The sequence below is a fragment of the Allostigmatella hybrida genome (assembly GCF_020103775.1).
Taxonomy (GTDB): Bacteria; Myxococcota; Myxococcia; order Myxococcales; family Myxococcaceae; genus Hyalangium; species Hyalangium aurantiaca.
This window is the reverse complement of sequence record NZ_JAHXBH010000012.1, coordinates 16,664-33,138: the sequence shown is the minus strand read 5'-3', so window position 1 is coordinate 33,138 and position 16,475 is coordinate 16,664. Positions and strand designations below refer to the sequence as shown.

General features: G+C 70.7%; 12 protein-coding genes. 6 read left to right on the top strand and 6 right to left on the bottom strand.

Features of this window, described 5'->3' with window-relative positions:
- Nucleotides 1-32: 32 nt before the first annotated feature.
- Both KY661_RS19790 and KY661_RS19785 read right to left on the bottom strand, forming a co-directional pair.
- Entirely contained in the window at nt 33-1,559 is a 1,527-nt protein-coding gene (locus KY661_RS19790; protein WP_225411692.1) for a DUF4388 domain-containing protein, read from the bottom strand.
- 86 nt (nt 1,560-1,645) lie between these two features.
- On the bottom strand, nt 1,646-2,455 hold the full coding sequence (locus KY661_RS19785) for a tetratricopeptide repeat protein (protein WP_225411691.1): 810 nt from the start codon (nt 2,453-2,455) through the stop codon (nt 1,646-1,648).
- Nucleotides 2,456-2,633: 178 nt separating this feature from the next.
- On the opposite strand from KY661_RS19785, the gene KY661_RS19780 reads away from it, so the two are divergent.
- From KY661_RS19780 to KY661_RS19770, 3 genes are read left to right on the top strand one after another with little or no spacing between them, the layout of a single operon-like run.
- Nucleotides 2,634-3,308, top strand: coding sequence for an Isoquinoline 1-oxidoreductase subunit (locus tag KY661_RS19780; protein ID WP_225411690.1), 675 nt, complete (start codon nt 2,634-2,636; stop codon nt 3,306-3,308).
- Nucleotides 3,305-3,769, top strand: a complete 465-nt coding sequence (locus tag KY661_RS19775) for a (2Fe-2S)-binding protein (RefSeq protein WP_075007825.1) — start codon at nt 3,305-3,307, stop codon at nt 3,767-3,769. Before KY661_RS19780 ends, KY661_RS19775 begins: the two co-directional genes overlap by 4 nt.
- Nucleotides 3,770-3,776: 7 nt before the next feature.
- Nucleotides 3,777-6,077: a xanthine dehydrogenase family protein molybdopterin-binding subunit gene (locus KY661_RS19770; protein ID WP_225411689.1), complete on the top strand. Its 2,301-nt coding sequence runs from the start codon at nt 3,777-3,779 to the stop codon at nt 6,075-6,077.
- Nucleotides 6,078-6,157: 80 nt separating this feature from the next.
- On the opposite strand, the gene KY661_RS19765 is transcribed toward KY661_RS19770, so the two are convergent.
- The gene (locus KY661_RS19765) at nt 6,158-6,364 is read right to left on the bottom strand and encodes a YtxH domain-containing protein (RefSeq protein ID WP_225411688.1); all 207 of its coding nucleotides are present in this window, start codon (nt 6,362-6,364) and stop codon (nt 6,158-6,160) included.
- A 188-nt stretch (nt 6,365-6,552) separates the two neighbouring features.
- Between KY661_RS19765 and KY661_RS19760 the strand changes: the two genes are divergently transcribed.
- The 3 genes from KY661_RS19760 (at nt 6,553) to KY661_RS37595 (ending at nt 11,335) form a co-directional block, all read left to right on the top strand.
- Nucleotides 6,553-8,238, top strand: coding sequence for an AsmA family protein (locus tag KY661_RS19760; RefSeq protein ID WP_225411687.1), 1,686 nt, complete (start codon nt 6,553-6,555; stop codon nt 8,236-8,238).
- Between the two features lie 140 nt (nt 8,239-8,378).
- A complete protein-coding gene (locus KY661_RS19755; RefSeq protein ID WP_225411686.1) occupies nt 8,379-9,710 on the top strand; it encodes a family 16 glycosylhydrolase in 1,332 nt (443 codons plus the stop codon).
- A gap of 77 nt (nt 9,711-9,787) precedes the next feature.
- Nucleotides 9,788-11,335, top strand: coding sequence for an acetyl-CoA hydrolase/transferase C-terminal domain-containing protein (locus KY661_RS37595; RefSeq protein WP_225411685.1), 1,548 nt, complete (start codon nt 9,788-9,790; stop codon nt 11,333-11,335).
- Here KY661_RS37595 and KY661_RS19745 read toward each other — a convergent pair.
- The 3 genes from KY661_RS19745 to KY661_RS19735 all read right to left on the bottom strand — a co-directional run bounded on the left by KY661_RS19745 (nt 11,320) and on the right by KY661_RS19735 (nt 16,325).
- Nucleotides 11,320-12,672, bottom strand: coding sequence for a hypothetical protein (locus KY661_RS19745; protein WP_225411684.1), 1,353 nt, complete (start codon nt 12,670-12,672; stop codon nt 11,320-11,322). The genes KY661_RS37595 and KY661_RS19745 overlap by 16 nt on opposite strands.
- A 307-nt stretch (nt 12,673-12,979) precedes the next feature.
- Nucleotides 12,980-14,185 (bottom strand): radical SAM family heme chaperone HemW, encoded by a 1,206-nt coding sequence (gene hemW, locus KY661_RS19740; protein ID WP_225411683.1) that lies wholly within the window; start codon nt 14,183-14,185, stop codon nt 12,980-12,982.
- Nucleotides 14,186-14,192: 7 nt separating this feature from the next.
- Entirely contained in the window at nt 14,193-16,325 is a 2,133-nt protein-coding gene (locus KY661_RS19735; RefSeq protein ID WP_225411682.1) for a coiled-coil domain-containing protein, read from the bottom strand.
- Nucleotides 16,326-16,475: the final 150 nt, after the last annotated feature.

The window sequence follows — 16,475 nt, the reverse complement described above, 5'->3', positions numbered from 1 at the left end:
GCGCCGGCAGGGCGCGGGGGCGGGGCTCCCCCTCAGCGCTTCGTGCGCTTCATGGTTTCCTGCACGAGGTCCGCGTAGCGCCGGTTCTTCGGGTTGAGCTTGAAGGCCTTGCGGTAGGCATCCTCCGCCTGCTCCCACTGGGCCTCGCCCCGGCTCACCTCGCCCAGGAAGTACCAGGCCTCCTCAAGCCCTGGCTCCTGGCGCAGCACGTCCCGGAGCTCCTGCAGCACCTGCGCGCCGTGGGCCTCCGGCTTCATCAGGTAGCGCGCCCAGGCCCGGTAGGCCAGGTGCAGCGGCCGGGGCTCGATGTCACACGCGTACTCGAAGTACTCGAAGGCCCCGGGGAAGTTCTGCGCCTCCAGCCGCGCCTTGCCCTGGGCGAACTGCGTGCGCCCATCCAGCATGTCCGTCTTGATGCGGAATTGCTCCGCCGTCGTCGGCCGCGCCGAGGCCCGCTCCTTCTCGCGCGAGGCCGCCCGGCGCTTGCGCCACAGCGCCGCCAGGTCCGGCTCCGACAGCACGCCGAACGCCCGGGCGTAGGCGGCCAGCAGCACCTCCGCCTTCTCCTTCAGCTCCACCGTCTGGAAGCGCAGCGGGTTGAAGCGGTCCGCCAGCGTCAGGAACGCCTTGCGCAGCGTCAGCGGCTGCGCGTCCTCGGGCACCCCCAGGAGCGTGAACGGATCCTGGCTGCGGTGCGCCAGGAAGGCGCTGATCAGCCCGTCGCGCACCGCCTCGTCCTCATCCGAGAAGGGCGTGCCCGTGGGGCCCGCAGGCACCACCGGCTCGGGCTCCACCACCACCGGCGCCACGGCCACGGCGGGGGCAGGCCGCGAATCCACCGCCTCCGCGAAGTCCGCCACGCCGATGACACACAGCGCGAAGAGCCGGCGCATCGCCGAGTCCATGTCCAGGCCCGTGCGCTCCACCAGCTCCGGGAACGTGGGCCGCAGCCGCAGCGCCTGCAGCAGCCGCGCGTCCTTCGCCGACAGCTTGGGCCCCTCGCCGCCGGGCACCTGGGCAAAGCGCTGCGTCTCCGTGAACTTGAAGTGCGTGGCCACGGACTCGGAGGGCATCACGCTGGCCACCCCGGTGAGGATGAGCTGCGAGGTGTTCGTCCGCACGCTGGTGTCCGGCGGCTCCGCGTCGGCGATGAGCCGGTAGCGCGCGTCCGTCCACCGGAAGCAGTCCAGCAGGCTCAGCCCCAGGTTCGCCTGGAGCTGCTTGTACAAGTCGAAGGGGCTCAACAGCCCCTTCTGCACAAGCAACGTCCCGATGGCCTGCCCCGTCTGGATGCTCTCGGAGAGCGCCTTCTGGTAGTCCGCCTCGCCAAGCTTGCCCTTCTCCACGAGGAACTTGCCCAGCGTCTCGTGCAGCAGGTTCGAGACACAGGCCACCGGGGCCCCATCCTCGAAGGTGATGCGCTTCTCGCGCTGGCGCACCTTCAGCTCCAGCGTGCACGTGCGCTCCTCCGCCGCCAGCGCATTCAAGAGCAGCGGAAACGGCACGTCGGCCAGTGTTCCCTCTCGCTGACGCAGCACGTGGGATGGGGCGGGGAACATCGCGGGGCCTCGTCGGGGATGGAGACCGGGAGTGTATGAAACCTGACTGGAATGAAACAATCCGCGAGGCGCGAAATCCGAGGCTTCTACTCGAACGTCTCGTCCTCGCCCGCGGTGTACGCATCGGGGGGATACATGTGCTCGGGGCCGCCCAGCGCCCCGGGCAACTGGCGCATCACCTGGAAGCCGAGCGCCATGGCCACCAGCGCGATCGCCGCGTAGGCCAGCGGGCGGCTGGGCCGGGCCCGCCAGGCCCACATCCGCTCACGCCGGCGCTGGAACCGCGGCGCCGACACGTACTCCGCCCAGGCCTCGTCGCGCATCAGCGCCGCGTCCGCGTCCCGGCCGGACTGGCGCAGCGCCCGGGCCAGCAGCACCCGCCCCTCCACCGTGCCGTGCCGGCCCTTCACGAAGCGCTCCAGCGCCGCCAGCGCGCCCTTCGCATCCCCGTGCTTCAGCCGCAGCCGCCCGCGCTCCAGGTCGATGGCGCCCATGCGGAAGTCCTCGTCGAGCTTCGCCGCCTCGTCCAGGAGCAGCTCCCCCTTGGCCCGCTCCCCCATGCCCAGGTACGCCACGCCCAGCAGGAAGAGCGTGTCCACGTCCTCGTCTCCCGCCTCCAGGTTGGGCGTGAGCAGATCCACCGCCTCCGCGTGGCGCCCCTGGCTGATCCGCATCTCGGCCAGCTCCGCACGCGCGCGCCGGTCATGCGGGTTGACGAGGATGGTGCGTGCCAGCTCGCCGCCCCGGTGCCAGCGGGCCAGCCACCGCGCGGGGCTCGGCAGGAAGCGGAGGGTGAACCGGTCCAGCACCCAGATGCCCACCACGAGCAGCCCCAGCGACAGCAGCGGCCTTCCCGTGAAGGCGGTCAGCATCATCCACAGCAACACCTTGCTCATGTCCGGGGTTCTCGCATGCGGCCTCTCGCCCCCCAAGGGCAAGCAGGGGGGCTTTCCCCTGGTCCTCTCAAACCCCCGGAAGCGTTGGAAAAATTCCTTGCGCCCCCATCGGTCCACTTCTGGGCAGCGCCTTTGGGAAGGCCCCCATGCCCCCCGCGGACGGCGTATAGGGGGAACCATGGTTCGTTGGACATCCCATTATCTGTTCACGGCCCCCCTGCGGACGGCCGTCCTGGTGCTGCTGGCGGCCGGGTGTGGCCGGCGCCAACCCGAGGCGGGCACCCGCCCCACCGATGCCCTTCCGCCGGTGGCGCCCAGCGAACTGCGGGCGCCCGAGGCGTTCGGCGTCATCCCGGACGAGAAGGAGCGCTCCCGGGCGCTCTTCCTGGAGGCGAGCCGCGTGCTGCTCCACCCCCGGTGCGCCAACTGCCACCCCGCCGGGGACACGCCCCTGCAGGGCATGCAGGGCCAGCCGCACTACCCGCCCGTCACGCGGGGCCCGGAGGACAAGGGCGTGGTGGGCCTGCAGTGCACCGGGTGCCACCAGGACCGGAACCTGGAGTTCTCGCGGGTGCCCGGCGCGCCCAACTGGCACGTGGCGCCCAAGGAGATGGCGTGGGTGGGCCGCAGCCCGCACGCCATCTGCGAGCAGATGAAGGACAAGGACCGCAACGGCGGCAAGACGCTCGCGCAGCTCATCGAGCACAACAAGCACGACGAGCTCGTGGGCTGGGGCTGGCGCCCGGGCTCGGGGCGCGAGCCCGCCCCGGGCACCCAGGAGCGTTTCGGGGCCATCATCGAGGCGTGGGTCAACACGGGCGCGGAGTGCCCGAGCGAAGAGGCAAGGCCATGAGCATTCGAGTCCGTATCAACGGTGTCGAGAAGGAACTGGACGTCGATCCCGAGATGCCCCTGCTCTGGGCCCTGCGCGATGTGCTGGGCCTCACCGGCACCAAGTACGGCTGCGGCCAGGCGCTGTGCGGCGCGTGCACCATCCACCTGGACGGCCAGGTGGTGCGCGCCTGCGTGACGCCCGCGCGCCGCGCGGAGGGCCGCTCGGTCACCACCATCGAAGGGCTCTCCCAGGACGGCAGCCACCCGCTGCAGCGCGCCTGGGTGGACCTGGGCGTCCCCCAGTGTGGCTTCTGCCAGGCAGGGCAGATCATGACCGCGGCGGCGCTGCTCGCCGCGAAGCCCAAGCCCACCGACGCGGAGATCGACCAGTCGCTGGCGGGCAACCTGTGCCGGTGCGGCACGTACACGCGCATCCGCGCGGCCGTGAAGAAGGCCGCGGGCCTGCCCGAGGAAGGGTGAGGACACGATGAGCAAGCAGCCGCAGATCATCACCCGCCGGTCCTTCCTGGCGGCGCTGAACCTGTCCGTGGGCGGCCTGGCCCTGGGCCTGTTTCCCGACGAGGCCCTCGCGGCCGAGCCCTCGGGCAAGCTGGGCGCCAAGCCCAAGACGGGCTCCGAGGCCCAGGAGAAGTCCGCCCCGGGCCTGAACCCGAACGCCTTCGTTCACGTGGCCCCCGACGGCCAGGTCACCATCGTCTGCCACCGCTCCGAGATGGGCCAGGGCATCCGCAGCTCGCTGCCCGTGCTCATCGCCGACGAGCTGGGGGCCGACATGGCCCGGGTGAAGATCGTCCAGGCCGATGGCGACAAGATCTACGGCGACCAGAACACCGACGGCTCCAACAGCGTGCGCGGCCTCTACACGGACATGCGCCGCGTGGGAGCCACCGCGCGGGTGATGCTCATCGCCACCGCGGCCAAGCGCTGGAAGGTGTCCCCGGACGCGTGCGAGGCGAGGGACCACGCGGTGTTCCACCGGGGCAGCAACCGCACCCTGGGCTTCGGCGAGCTGGCGCTCGAGGCGGGCAAGCAGCGCGTGCCCAAGGGCGAGCAGGTGCCGCTGCGGCCGAGGAACGAGCTGCGCCGGGTGGGCAAGCACCTGCCGCTCCTCGATGGGCCCGCCTATGTCAACGGCACGGCGGTGTTCGGCGCCGACCTGCGGCTGCCCGGCATGCTCACCGCGATGGTGGCCCGTCCGCCCGTGGTGGGGGGCCGGGTGGTGCGGTACGACGCCGCGCGCGCGCTCGAGGTGCCCGGGGTGAAGCGCGTCCTCGAGCTGCCCGAGCCCAAGAAGCCCTACCATTTCCAGTCCTGGGGCGGGGTGGCCGTGCTGGCGGAGAACACCTGGGCGGCGATGAAGGGCCGCGGCGCGCTCGACATCACCTGGGAGCACGGGGAGAACGTCACGTACGACTCCACGAAGTACCGCGAGGAGCTGCTCGCGTCCGTGCGGGCCCCGGGCACCGTGGTGCGCAACGTGGGCGATGCCGAGGGTGCGCTCGCCGGGGCCGCGCGTGTGCTGGAGGCCGAGTACCACGTGCCCCACTTGTGCCACGCGCCGATGGAGCCGCCCGTCGTCGTGGCGCGCGTCGAGAACGGCACCTGCGAGGTGTGGGCGCCCACGCAGCACCCGCAGGCGGCGCGCACGGAAGCAGCGCGCGCGCTGGGGCTGCCCGAGGAGAAGGTCACCGTCCACGTGACGTTCCTGGGCGGCGGCTTTGGGCGCAAGTCCAAGGCGGACTTCATCTCCGAGGCGGTGCTGATCGCCCGGGAGGCCGGGGTGCCCGTGCGCGTGCAGTGGACGCGCGAGGACGACCTCCGCCACGACTACTACCACGCCGTCAGCACCCAGCGCCTGAGCGCGGGGATGGACGCGCAGGGCAAGGTCATCGCCTGGCGGCACCGCACGGCGTTCCCGCCCATCGGCTCCATCTTCGGGCCCGTCAACCGTCCGGCCGAGGGAGACCTCCAGCAGGGCGTGCTGGACCTGGCGCTGGCGGTGCCCAACCTGCGCGCGGAGGCGTGCGAGGCCAACCCCCACGTGCGCATCGGCTGGATGCGGTCCGTGTACAACATCTTCCACGCGTTCTCGGTCAACTCGTTCATCGACGAGATCGCCCACGCCCGGGGCGAGGACACCCGGGACGTGCTGCTGGAGCTGTACGGCCCGCCGCGCGTGGTGAACACCGTGGAGGCGCTGGGCGTCAAGAGCCTGCGCAACTACGGCCGGTCCCTGGAGGAGCATCCCATCGACGTGGGCCGCATGCGCCACGTCATCGAGCGCGTCACGGAGCTGTCCCGGTGGAAGGCGCGCAAGCAGGACGGCCGGGCGCTGGGGCTCGCCGCGCACCGCAGCTTCCTCAGCTACGTGGCGGTGGTGGTGTCGCTGGTCCGGGGCCCGGGCGGAAAGCCCGCGGTGGATGAGGCCTGGCTCGTCGTCGACGCCGGCACGGTCATCAACCCGGACCGCGCGCGCGCGCAGATGGAGGGCTCCATCATCTTCGGCATGAGCGTGGCGATGTATGGCGCCATCACGATGAAGGACGGGGCCGTGGAGCAGTCCAACTTCCACGACTACCGGCTGGTGCGCATCGGGGAAGCGCCGCGCAAGATTCACGTGGAGATCGTCCCCAGCGAGGGCTTGCCCGGCGGCATCGGCGAGCCTGGGGTGCCACCCGTGGCCCCCGCCATCGCCAACGCCCTCTTCGCGCTCACCGGCACGCGCGTGCGCGAGCTGCCCCTGTCACGCATTCCGCCCGTGAGCTGAGCTTCTGGCGGGCCTTTCCAGGGGCCCGCACCACCGCCCAGGGGAGCCACGCTCCCCCCAGGCGGTGCATGCACCGGCGGCTACTTGTCGGTCGCGTCCTCGATCTTGTCGCCTGCGTCCTCGGCGGTGTCCTTGATCTTGTCGCCGGCGTCGTCCGCGGCCTCCTCGGTCTTGTCCGCAGCCTTCTCCACGTCGTTCTTCGCGCTCTCCTTGGTGTTGCGGTGGCAGCCCGCGCCCATCACCAGGGTGCCCAGCAGCGCAGCGGCCAGCAGTGCCTTGTTCGTCATGTGCTTCTCCGTGTCGAGTGGCTCCGTCCATCGCAGGAGCCGGTTGCGCGCCGGAAGGTAGATGGCCTCCGTCCGTTGTCCAGGGCACCGTGCAGGAAGGTCAGCGTGGCAACACTCGCCCACCCCACCGGGGGGTTCTGTCCCCACCCGGCTTGCGAGCGTGGGGGGCCTCCTGCCAGAAGCCCTGTATGACGCCCTCTCCACAGCCCTCCCGTCCCAGGGGACGATGGCACCGCCCGTGGCTGTGGGGGCTCGGAGGGCTCGTCCTCCTGGAGCTGCTCTACAACGGCGTGCTCCTCACGGGCCTGCTGGCCACGTTCCTCAACCATGCGACGCACGGGAGCCCCACCATCGGCTGGACCCGCGCCTGGAGCCTGGTGCCGGGGGATGTCTACGTCCGGAACCTGACGCTGCGGAAAGAGGATGACCGGGGCGGCTTCTGGCAGCTCGACCTGGAGGATGTGACGGTGGACCTGTCGCTCGTGTCGCTCCTGCGGCGGCGCCTGGAGGCGGAGTCCCTGGAGGTCCGCGGGCTGCACGTGCGCATCGCGCCCGCCCCTCCCGTGCCGGAAGAGGCCCGGAAGCCCGCGCGCCCGCCCTCGCCAGACCCGTGGCAGGTGCTGCTGTATGACGTGCACATCCAGGACGTGCGGGAGCTGAACTGGAAGAGCGTGCAGCTCACCGGCATCCAGGAGGCCACCGGGAACCTGGAGCTGGTGCCCGGCCACCGTGTCTCCGCCCGGGACGTGAAGGTGCGCCTGGGCCCTGGCCAGCTGCGCCTGCAGGGCGAGGCCGTGGCGGACGTGCAGCAGGGCTCGGCGGGCTTTGGCATCGAAGCGCCCCGCCAGGAGCCGGAAGGCGGGTTTGATCTCACCGGCGGCATGCGCGAAGGCCACCTCCAATTCAACGCCACGGTGCGCGCCCTGGAGGAGCTACAGCCCCTGCTCTCGCGCATCACCGACGTGCGGCTGCGCGGGGGCGCGGGCAGCCTGGAGGCCAAGGTCCAGGTGAAGGAGGGCCGCCTGGCCCCGGGAACCCTGCTGAAGGGCGCGGGCAAGCCCGTCACCGTCAGCTCGGGCCCCGTGAACGTGACGGCCCCGTGGACGCTCCACGCGGACGTGTACCCCCGGGAGGGCGGCGCGGACCGGTTCGGGTTGAAGCTCACGCTGGCCCCCGTGCAAGTCGAAGCGGGCAAAGCCCTGTCCATGAAGACGCCGGAGGTGCTCGTCCTGCTGGGCGCCCGCTCCCCCCGGCTGGACGAGCCGCTGCCGGATGTGCACCTGGATGTCCGCACCGCGCCCCTGCACGCCGAGTGGGCTGGCGCGACGATGCGGGGACGTGTCCTCTTGAATGTCGACGCGCGCAAGCTGGCCTTCCGCCGCCGGGACACGCTCGTGTTCCACGGCAGTGAGCTGCAATTGCAAGACATCTCCGTGCACACGAAGGAAGACCAGACGCGGGACTGGGAGGGCACCCTGGCCTTTCCCGAGGCCACCCTCACCCTGGCCCCGCCCGCCTTCGAGGGCCGCTTCGCCGGCAAGTTCTCCAATGCCTCGCCCTTCGTGGCGCTGCTCACCCACCAGGGCGCCCTGCCCGGCTGGCTCTCGCCGCTGCTCACCGCGAAGAACCTGGAGCTCTCGGGGGCCGTGGACCTGGGAGAGCGCAGCGCGAAGCTGCACCAGATGCATGCCCGCGGAGAGGGCCTGGAGCTGCGCGGCCAGGCCGAGAGCACCGGCGGCCCGCCCCAGGCGGTGCTGCTCGTGAAGATGGGGCTGCTCGCCGTGGGCGTGGAGGCGGGAGCCCAGGGCACCGACATTCAGATTCTTCAGCCGACACGTTGGTACGAGAAGAAGACTGGCGAAAAACTGAAGTGAGTCTCCATGGCGAGGTGCGGCAAAACCCGCCAAAATCAGACAACACGAAAAGCTGGAAAAAACGCCCTTCATGGTGTATCCGCGCATGTGTCACGGCACATGTATCGGGCTGGGCGCGCACTGCACCTCAGGAGAGTCGGATGGCTTTGAACTTCAAGAAGGCGATGGGAAGCCGTTGGGTGATGATGATGGGCGTCGGGGGGCTGCTGATGGGCGCCCCTGCTTGCACGCCCGAGGCGGAAGTTGCTCCCGCCCCCACGGCGGAGGCGCAGCAAGGCATCAAGGCCCCCATCGGGCAGACGATTTGGCTCAAGTCCTGCCTCACCGGGAAGTACGTCTCGGCGGATGGCAACCTCGGCGCCAACGCGCCGCTGGTCGCCGACCGCGCCGCCACGGCCGGCTGGGAGCACTTCCAGGTGGTGGACGCCGGCAGCGGCACCATCGCGCTGCGCGTCTCCGAGACGGGCAAGTATGTCTCGGCCGACACGAACCTGGGCGGCCGGCTCGTCGCGGACCGCACCAGCGTCGGTGACTGGGAGCGCTTCACGTGGGTGGAGTTCGCCGACGGCAACATCGGCCTGCTGGCCAAGAGCACGGGCAAGTACGTGGCGGCCGACACGAACCGCGGTGCCAACGCGCCCCTGTTCGCGGACCGCACCACCACGGGCTGCTGGGAGGCGTTCTCCATCGGCGTGGTGGGCGGCGGTGGCGGCACGGGCAGCTGGAAGCAGATCTGGAGCGAGGAGTTCGATGGCACCAGCGTGAACACCGCCAACTGGAGCTACATCACCGACATCCACGTCAACAACGAGCAGCAGCAGTACACCACCTCCGCCAACAACGTGCAGGTGAGCAACGGCACGCTGAAGCTCATCGCCCGCCGCGAGAACAACAACGGCTACCCCTTCACCTCCGGCCGTCTGGAGACCGCAGGCAAGCGTCAGTTCACCCATGGCGCCGTCGAGGCGCGGCTGAAGATGCCGGTGGGCCCGGGCCTGTGGCCGGCCTTCTGGATGCTGGGCCATGACATCGGCTCGGTGGGCTGGCCCAACTGCGGCGAGCTCGACATCATGGAGAACGTCGGCTACGGCGACTGGGTCTCCATGGCGCTGCACGGCCCGGGCTACTCGGGCAACACCCCCATCAACGGGCGCTACACCTTCCCGTCGGGGCAGTCGGTCGCCGGCTGGCACAACTACCGCGTCGAGTACTCGCCCAACGACATCAAGTGGTTCGTGGACGGCAACCTCTACCGCACGGTGACGAAGGCGGAGGTCACCCGCTACGGCGCGTGGCAGTACGACAAGCCCCAGTACATCATCCTGAACCTGGCGGTGGGCGGCGGCTACCCGGCCGGCGTCAACGGGGCGACCACGCCGTTCTACGGCGTGCCGCAGGCCACGGCGGACCTCATCACCCGCACGCCGCAGGTGTTCGAGATCGACTGGGTGCGCGTCTACCAGTGGCAGTAGTAGGGTGAGTTTTCACGGCGGGGCGGGTCCGGCGACCGGACCTTCCCCGCCGTTTTCTTTTTCAGGAGGCCCCGCCCGTGACGAGCACGCTCCAGGAGCGCATCGAGAACCCCTTTCTCCGCTCGAAGGTGGTTCCGGTGGAAGAGGCGGTGAAGCACATCGCCGATGGCCACACCATCGCCATCAGCGGTTTCACCAAGTCGGGTGAGCCCAAGACGGTGCTCCCCGCCCTGGCCTACCACTTCTCCCAGACGGCTCCGGACTCGCGCATCACCCTGCTGTCGGGCGCCTCCCTGTCGGAGGACGTGGAGGGGCCGCTCGCCCCCTACATCAGCAAGCGCGGGCCGTACATGTCCTCCGCCGCGTCGCGCAAGCGCATCCACACCGGGGAGATGGACTTCACGGACGTGCACCTGTCCGCCTTCGCGCGCAACCTCATGTATGGCTTTTATGGGGAGATCGACGTGGCGGTGGTGGAGGTGTCGCGCATCCGGCCGGATGGCAGCATCATCCTCACCTCCTCGGTGGGCGTGAGCGTGGAGGCGCTCGCGCGCGCCAAGAAGATCATCCTGGAGGTCAACACCGCGGTGCCCAACTACACGGGCTTCCACGACATCGTCCTGCCCACGGTGCACCCGAAGGTGGGCTGGCCGCTGCCGCTGGTGAACGTGCGCGACCGCATCGGCACGCCCTACGTGGAGTTCGACATCCAGAAGGTGGTGGCGGTGGTGGAGTCCCGCACGCCGGACCACCCGGTGCCCTTCAAGGCCGCGGACGCCACGGACAAGCGCATCGCGCAGAACGTCATCGCCTTCCTGCTCCAGTGCAAGGAGCAGTTCGACTGGGGCAAGCGCCTGCCGCCCATCCAGTCGGGGGTGGGCAACGTGGCCAACGCCATCATCGGCGAGCTGTATGACTCGCCCTTCCAGAAAATCCGCTTCTGGACCGAGGTGTTCCAGGACGGAATGCTGCGCTACATCGAGGACGACGCGAAGTTCGAGTGTGCCTCGTCCACCGCCGTGTCCTTCTCGGCCGAGGGGCGCCAGCGCTTCCAGCACCTGTTCGACCGGTGCCGGGACCGGCTGGTGCTCCGGCCCATGTGGCTGTCCAACAGCCCCGAGATCATCTCCCGCCTGTTCGTCATCGCGATGAACACGCCCATCGAGGTGGACATGTATGGGCACGTCAACTCCACCCACATCGACGGCTCGCGCATCGTCAACGGCCTGGGCGGCTCGGGAGACTTCTTCCGCAATGCCTACCTGAGCATCGTCCACACGCCCTCCACCCGGCGGCTGCGGGATGGGCGGACGGTGAGCTGCGTCATGCCGTACGTGCGGCACATCGACCACACGGAGCATGACATCAAGTGCGTCGTCACCGAGCAGGGCTACGCGCTCAACATGGACATCCGCTCGCCGAAGCGGCGGGCCATCGACATCATCGACCGCTGCGCGCACCCGCACTTCCGGCCGCTCCTGCACGCGTACCTGAAGATGGCGGGCCCGGGGGATGAGCCCCGGGCCACGGACATGAAGTCCCTGGAGAGCTGGTGGGCCGATTACGAGGCGGCCTGCCGCAACTTCCCCGCCCCGGCCGCCCCAGCGGCCTACTCCGGCGAGTAGCCTCCCGCCAGGTTGCCCCGGGGCCTCAGCCACCCTCGCTCGGGAGCCGACAGCGCCTCGTGGGACAGCCCCACGAAGGACAGGCCGGGCGAGGGGGCGCTGTTGAAGGCGTCCCGCTTGAGCCCCACCCAGGCGTCCCGCCACAGGAGGCTGCCCTGGATGGACTCTCCGCCCGGCAGCAGCGCCTCTCCCAGCACGCGTGGGCTCTGCCCGGCTTCCACCAGGTGGCTTCGCAACCCCTCCACCGGGGAGAAGAGGGGGGAGGCCAGGTCCGGATAGGGCACGCGCTGCACCAGGAGCACCGAGCCCTGGGCAGTCAGCGAGGCCGCGGGCTCCTGGCCCAGCCACGGAGCCACGCCCAGCAGCGACTCACTGGCGAGCACCTGGCCCGTATCGCGCTTCATCAGCACCACCCGTGTGCAGGCGGCCATGCCCGGGCAGGGCGTCACCGTCGCGGCATGCGTCTGGCTCAGCAGGACATACGACTGTGGGGCCGTACCCGTGCCCGTGTACCGGGACTGGCCGTCCTCCGTGGAGAGGACGCTCGTGTCATCCAGGAAGAGCGTCTCCTGGAAGACGGCCAGGGGCTTGCCGGTGCCGGGCTGCGTCCACCGGCTGGCGCCTTCCGGGGAGAGCGCCACCACGCGGCCCGGCTCCTCCGTCGAGGGGGCCAGGGCCACATACAGCCGCCCGAGTTCGTCAGCGATGGCGGGGGCCGCCAGGGTTCCCTCGAGCTGGCGCGTCCACTTGAACACGCGCTGTTCAAGCAGCAGCCCTCCGAGCCACACCTTGCCGCCCTCCAGCCGCTGCACGATGACGAGCTGACCGGGAGCGCCCTGGACCCACTGCAGCGGGGCAGGGGCCGCCGAGACGCCCTCCGCCGTGAGCCGGGCGGTCATCAATTGATCCAGATCAAAGTCCTGGGGAAGCGTGTCGCCCATCAGGTCCAACACACTCCAGACGTGCTGGACGGGCCCGAGGTTGTCCTCCCAGGGGTTCCACTCTGGCACGCTGCGCTTGCCCACCACGAAGCGCCGGTGAAGCACCCAGGGCTGACAGGGGGCCTCGCCCGCGTTCATCCGGAACTGCCTCGGAGAGCCTCCTTTCATGGAGAAGTCCGTGAGCAGACAGCCCGTGTAGGGCGCATCGAGCTGCTCATCTTCAGGGGAGGCCTCGCCCGCGATCAGCAGGTTCCCCCGGGAGGTGAGGCCCACGAGCCGGGAGAGATGCCGAGGGGGCCGCCAGCCCCAGGAGAAGGAGGGCGCATGGGGAATGACGCACGTGCCTTGCGCGTCGCACGTGCCCGCGGGCAGCGAGGAGGACACGGAGCAGGCCATGCCCTCCGGGGCAGTGGCCAAGCCGCATGAATCGCCCACCCAAGCCCGGCAGGCCTGGGGCATGCCACACAGTCTCCCCTCGGGAAGCCAGGAGGGACGCTCCTGCAGGGCTTCGAGCCGCTGTGCTGTCACGGTCTCAAAGGAAGACGTATCGGTACACGCCACGAGCGTCCAACCCAGCATCCACCAACCTGCGGTTCGCATGACCCCTCCCCTCCGGCAATGCTCCGTAGGTGAGTCCGCGCCGTGAAATCAGGGAGGGGCCAGCCAAGCAGACGCTTCCGCGAGTGAACAGTCTTCGTGGTCTTCAGAGGAGCTTCGCGCAGATGGCGCTGTGCAGGTCCGCGCCCGCGTCCGTGAGCACCAGCCGCTGCTCCCGGAGTTCGGCCAGCCCATGCTTCACCAGCCGCGCCACTTCCGTGCGGCGGGGGGCCGCGTCCTGGCCGTAGGCCTGGCACAGGGCCTCCCAGTCCACACCCGAGCGCAACCGCAGGCCCATGGACAGCCGCTCCGCGAAGAGATCCTCCGGGGACAGGGGCTCGCGGCTCGCCTCCGGCAGGGCGCCCTGCTCCGCCGCGCGCAGGTAGGCCTCCGTGCTCCGGAGGTTCACGTAGCGGTGCGGCGAGGGCGCATGCAGCATGCCCGTGGCCCCCACGCCGAGCGCCAGGTACTCGCCCCCCGTCCAGTACAGGGTGTTGTGCCGGGAGCTGTGCCCCGCCCGCGCGTGGTTGGAGATTTCATAGCGGTGCAGGCCGTGCGCCCCGTACACCTCGCGCACCGTGGCGGCCATGCCCACCACCTCCTCGTCCGGGGGCAGTGCCACCTCGCCTCGCGCCAGGCGCTTGGCCAGCGGCGTGTCCTCCGCCAGCTCCTCGCGCTCCAGCGTCAGCGCGTAGGTGGACAGGTGCTCGGGCTCCAGCGCCACCGCCTGCCGTGCGTCCGCCTCCACCTGGGCCCGCGTCTGGCCGTGGGCCCCATAGATGAAGTCCATGGACACCCCCGTGAACCGCGCCCGCCGTGCCGCCCGGAAGGCCGCCTCCACCGCCGCCGCGTCGTGGGCGCGGCCCAGCGCCTTCAGCGTCTCCGGCTGGAAGGACTGCACCCCGAGCGACAGCCGGTTCACCCCCGCTGCCTGGAAGCCCGCGAAGCGCTCCGCGTCCGCCGCCTCCGGGTTGGCCTCCAGGGACACCTCCGCCCCGGGCACCACCTTCATCCTCGCCGCGATGCCCTCCAGCACGTGCGCCACCCACCGCGGGTGCCACAGCGAGGGGGTGCCTCCGCCCAGGAAGATCGACTCCAGGGGCCGCTCGCGCAGCGACGGCGTGGCCGCCAGCCGCGCCTCCAGCTCCGCGAGCACCGCGTGCGCGTAGCGCTCCTCTGGCACCTGGCGCGCCACCGCCACCGCGAAGTCGCAGTACGGGCACTTCGCCAGGCAGTACGGGAAGTGCAGGTACAGCCCGAAGCGGGCCGCCGGCATCCCGGTGTACACGTCGATCGGAGAGGTGAACGGCATCCGTCGTCTATTTACCGGCTGCCTTCAGCTGCGCTTCCAGCCGGGCCACCTTCGCCTTGTAGCTGGCCGCCATCTCCAGCGCGGACTCCGCCTGTACCAGCTTGCGCTTCATCGCCGCGAGGTCCGCCTTGAGCTTGTCGCGCTCGGCCAGCAGCTCCTCGGACGCTGGGCCCGCCGCCGGGGCGACGCTCTGCGCCTCGACGAGCTGCTGCTCCAGCGCCGCGCGGCCCGACTGCTCCGCCTGGAGCGCCTGCTCCAGCTCGGCCACCTTCAACTCCAGCCCGGTGCTCTCGGACTTGGTGCCCTGGAGCTTCGCCTCCGCCTGGGCCAGCTTCTTCTCCAGCTCCGCGCGGGCCCTCGTGGCCTCCTCCTCCTTCTTGCGGAGCGTGCGCGCCGTGTTCTCGAAGGCCTGGCTCTCGGAGGAGGCCTTCTTCGCCGCCGCCGCCGCCTCGCCCCGGGCCGCCTCCAGCGCCCCTTCCAGCATCTTCACCCGCTGGTTCAGCCGCTGCACCGAGTCCTCGGACTGCGCCCGCACCACCTCCAGCGCCGTGTTGAGCGCCTCCACCTGCGAGCCCTGCTCGGCCCCGCCCGCCTCCAGCGTGGCCACCCGCTCGCTCAGCGCATCCCGCTCCGCCTGGAGCGCGGCCACCTGGGCCGCGGAGGCCTCGCGCTCGGCGCGGACCTCCTCCAGCGCGGTGGACAGCTCCTCCACCTGCTGCTCGGCGGCCTGCGCCGCGTCGGTCAGGGCCGCGCCTTCCGAATCCATCCGGTCGCGCAGCATCGCCTGCTCTACTTCGCTGGCCTCCAGCGCGCCCTTGAGCGAGGCCACCTCCACCTCGGCCGCCTGCGCCCGCTCGGTGGCCGCGCTCACCTCGGCCTCCAGCGCCTGCTTCTGCTCCTTGAGCGAAGCGATCTGGGACTCGGCCGTCTCCGCCCGGCCAATGAGCGAGCCCGCCTCCGCCGTGCGGGCCGACAGCGCCGCGCGCACCCCCACCAGGTCCGCGTCCTTGAAGGCGAGGTTGCGCTCCAGCTCGGCGACGCGCTTCTGGAGCGTGGCCTGGGCCGCCTCCGCCGCCTCCAGCTGCTGGCGCAGCGCGGTGGCCTCCGCCCGGGCCTCGTCCCGCTCCACCTCCGAGAGCTGGGCGCGCCCCTGGGCCTCCTCCAGCGAGCTGCGGGACCACTCGCTCTCGCTCTCCAGCGCGCTCAGCGAGCCGGTGGCCTCGGCCAGCGCCGCCTCCAGCTGCCCGGTGCGCAGCGACAGCTCCTCGCGCTCGGCGGTGGCCACCTGCAGCTCGCCCGTCATCCGCTCCAGGTCCGCGAGGGCCGCCTGGTACTGCTCCTGCACGGCCTCCATGGTGCCCTGGGCCTCGGACTTCTCCGCGGCCAGGTCCGCCACCCGGTCCTGCGCCAGCGACAGGGCCTCCTTGGCGCCGATGAGCTCCTCGGCGAGGGACGCGCGGGCCTCGCGCTCCAGGCGCAGCTCGTCCTGGAGGGTGGGCATGTCCGACTCGACGTCCGCCAGGGCCCGCGACAGGTCCTTCCGGTCCGCCTCCACCCCCTGGAGCTCCATCTCCAGCTCCGCCACGCGCAGCTCCGCCGTGATGGCGCGCTTCTCCTGCTTGGCCAGGGACTCCTTCGCCTCGGTGAGCTTCTGCGGCAAGTCCTTGAGGCCGCCCAGCTGGCCCTTGGTGTCCAGGGCCTCCTTCTTGGCGGTGGTGACGTCCTTCTGGAGGAGGTTCACCGACTGGCGCAGCGAGAACAGCTCCGTCTCCTTCTCCTCATAGAGGGAGCGGGCACGCGCCAGCGTCTCGGTCTTCTGCTTGAGCACCTGGCGGAAGAACTCGAGCTTCTCCTCGGGCGCCGCGCCCATGGTCATCCGGGGCTCGGGGGGCTCGCCAAAGGGATCCGTTCCCGTGGGGCGGGGGGCCTTGGCCGGGGCCACCGAGGGCACGCTGCCCGAAGCCCGGCTGGCCGGGGAGGTGGCGGGGACGGACGCGGAGACGGGGACCGCCTTCTTGGGAGGCAGAGGAGGAGGGGTCATGGAGGGCGGCGCTGGGTGCATGGAAGGAGAGGCCGCCAGGGACACTTCCCCCTCCAGCAGGCTTTCGCGCAGATCCGCGAGGGGATCCCCCTCTTCCATGGGTGACGCCATGAGAATCACAGGTTAGCCCCCGTCCGGGGTGTTCTCCAACTACACAGGCCGATATCGGACGCATGGCCTGCTGGAGGGGTTCCAGACGTGCTTCGGGCTCGCCAGGGGGCGGCCCAAGCGTTACTCAGTAAGGCAAAA

Coding starts and splice junctions, on each gene's coding strand:
- KY661_RS19780 (WP_225411690.1), top strand. CDS start 2,634: ATGGTTCGTTGGACATCCCATTATCTGTTCACGGCCCCCCTGCGGACG.
- KY661_RS19765 (WP_225411688.1), bottom strand. CDS start 6,364: ATGACGAACAAGGCACTGCTGGCCGCTGCGCTGCTGGGCACCCTGGTG.
- hemW (WP_225411683.1), bottom strand. CDS start 14,185: ATGCCGTTCACCTCTCCGATCGACGTGTACACCGGGATGCCGGCGGCC.
- KY661_RS19755 (WP_225411686.1), top strand. CDS start 8,379: ATGGCTTTGAACTTCAAGAAGGCGATGGGAAGCCGTTGGGTGATGATG.
- KY661_RS19760 (WP_225411687.1), top strand. CDS start 6,553: ATGACGCCCTCTCCACAGCCCTCCCGTCCCAGGGGACGATGGCACCGC.
- KY661_RS19790 (WP_225411692.1), bottom strand. CDS start 1,559: ATGTTCCCCGCCCCATCCCACGTGCTGCGTCAGCGAGAGGGAACACTG.
- KY661_RS19770 (WP_225411689.1), top strand. CDS start 3,777: ATGAGCAAGCAGCCGCAGATCATCACCCGCCGGTCCTTCCTGGCGGCG.
- KY661_RS19735 (WP_225411682.1), bottom strand. CDS start 16,325: ATGGAAGAGGGGGATCCCCTCGCGGATCTGCGCGAAAGCCTGCTGGAG.
- KY661_RS19745 (WP_225411684.1), bottom strand. CDS start 12,672: ATGGCCTGCTCCGTGTCCTCCTCGCTGCCCGCGGGCACGTGCGACGCG.
- KY661_RS19785 (WP_225411691.1), bottom strand. CDS start 2,455: ATGAGCAAGGTGTTGCTGTGGATGATGCTGACCGCCTTCACGGGAAGG.
- KY661_RS19775 (WP_075007825.1), top strand. CDS start 3,305: ATGAGCATTCGAGTCCGTATCAACGGTGTCGAGAAGGAACTGGACGTC.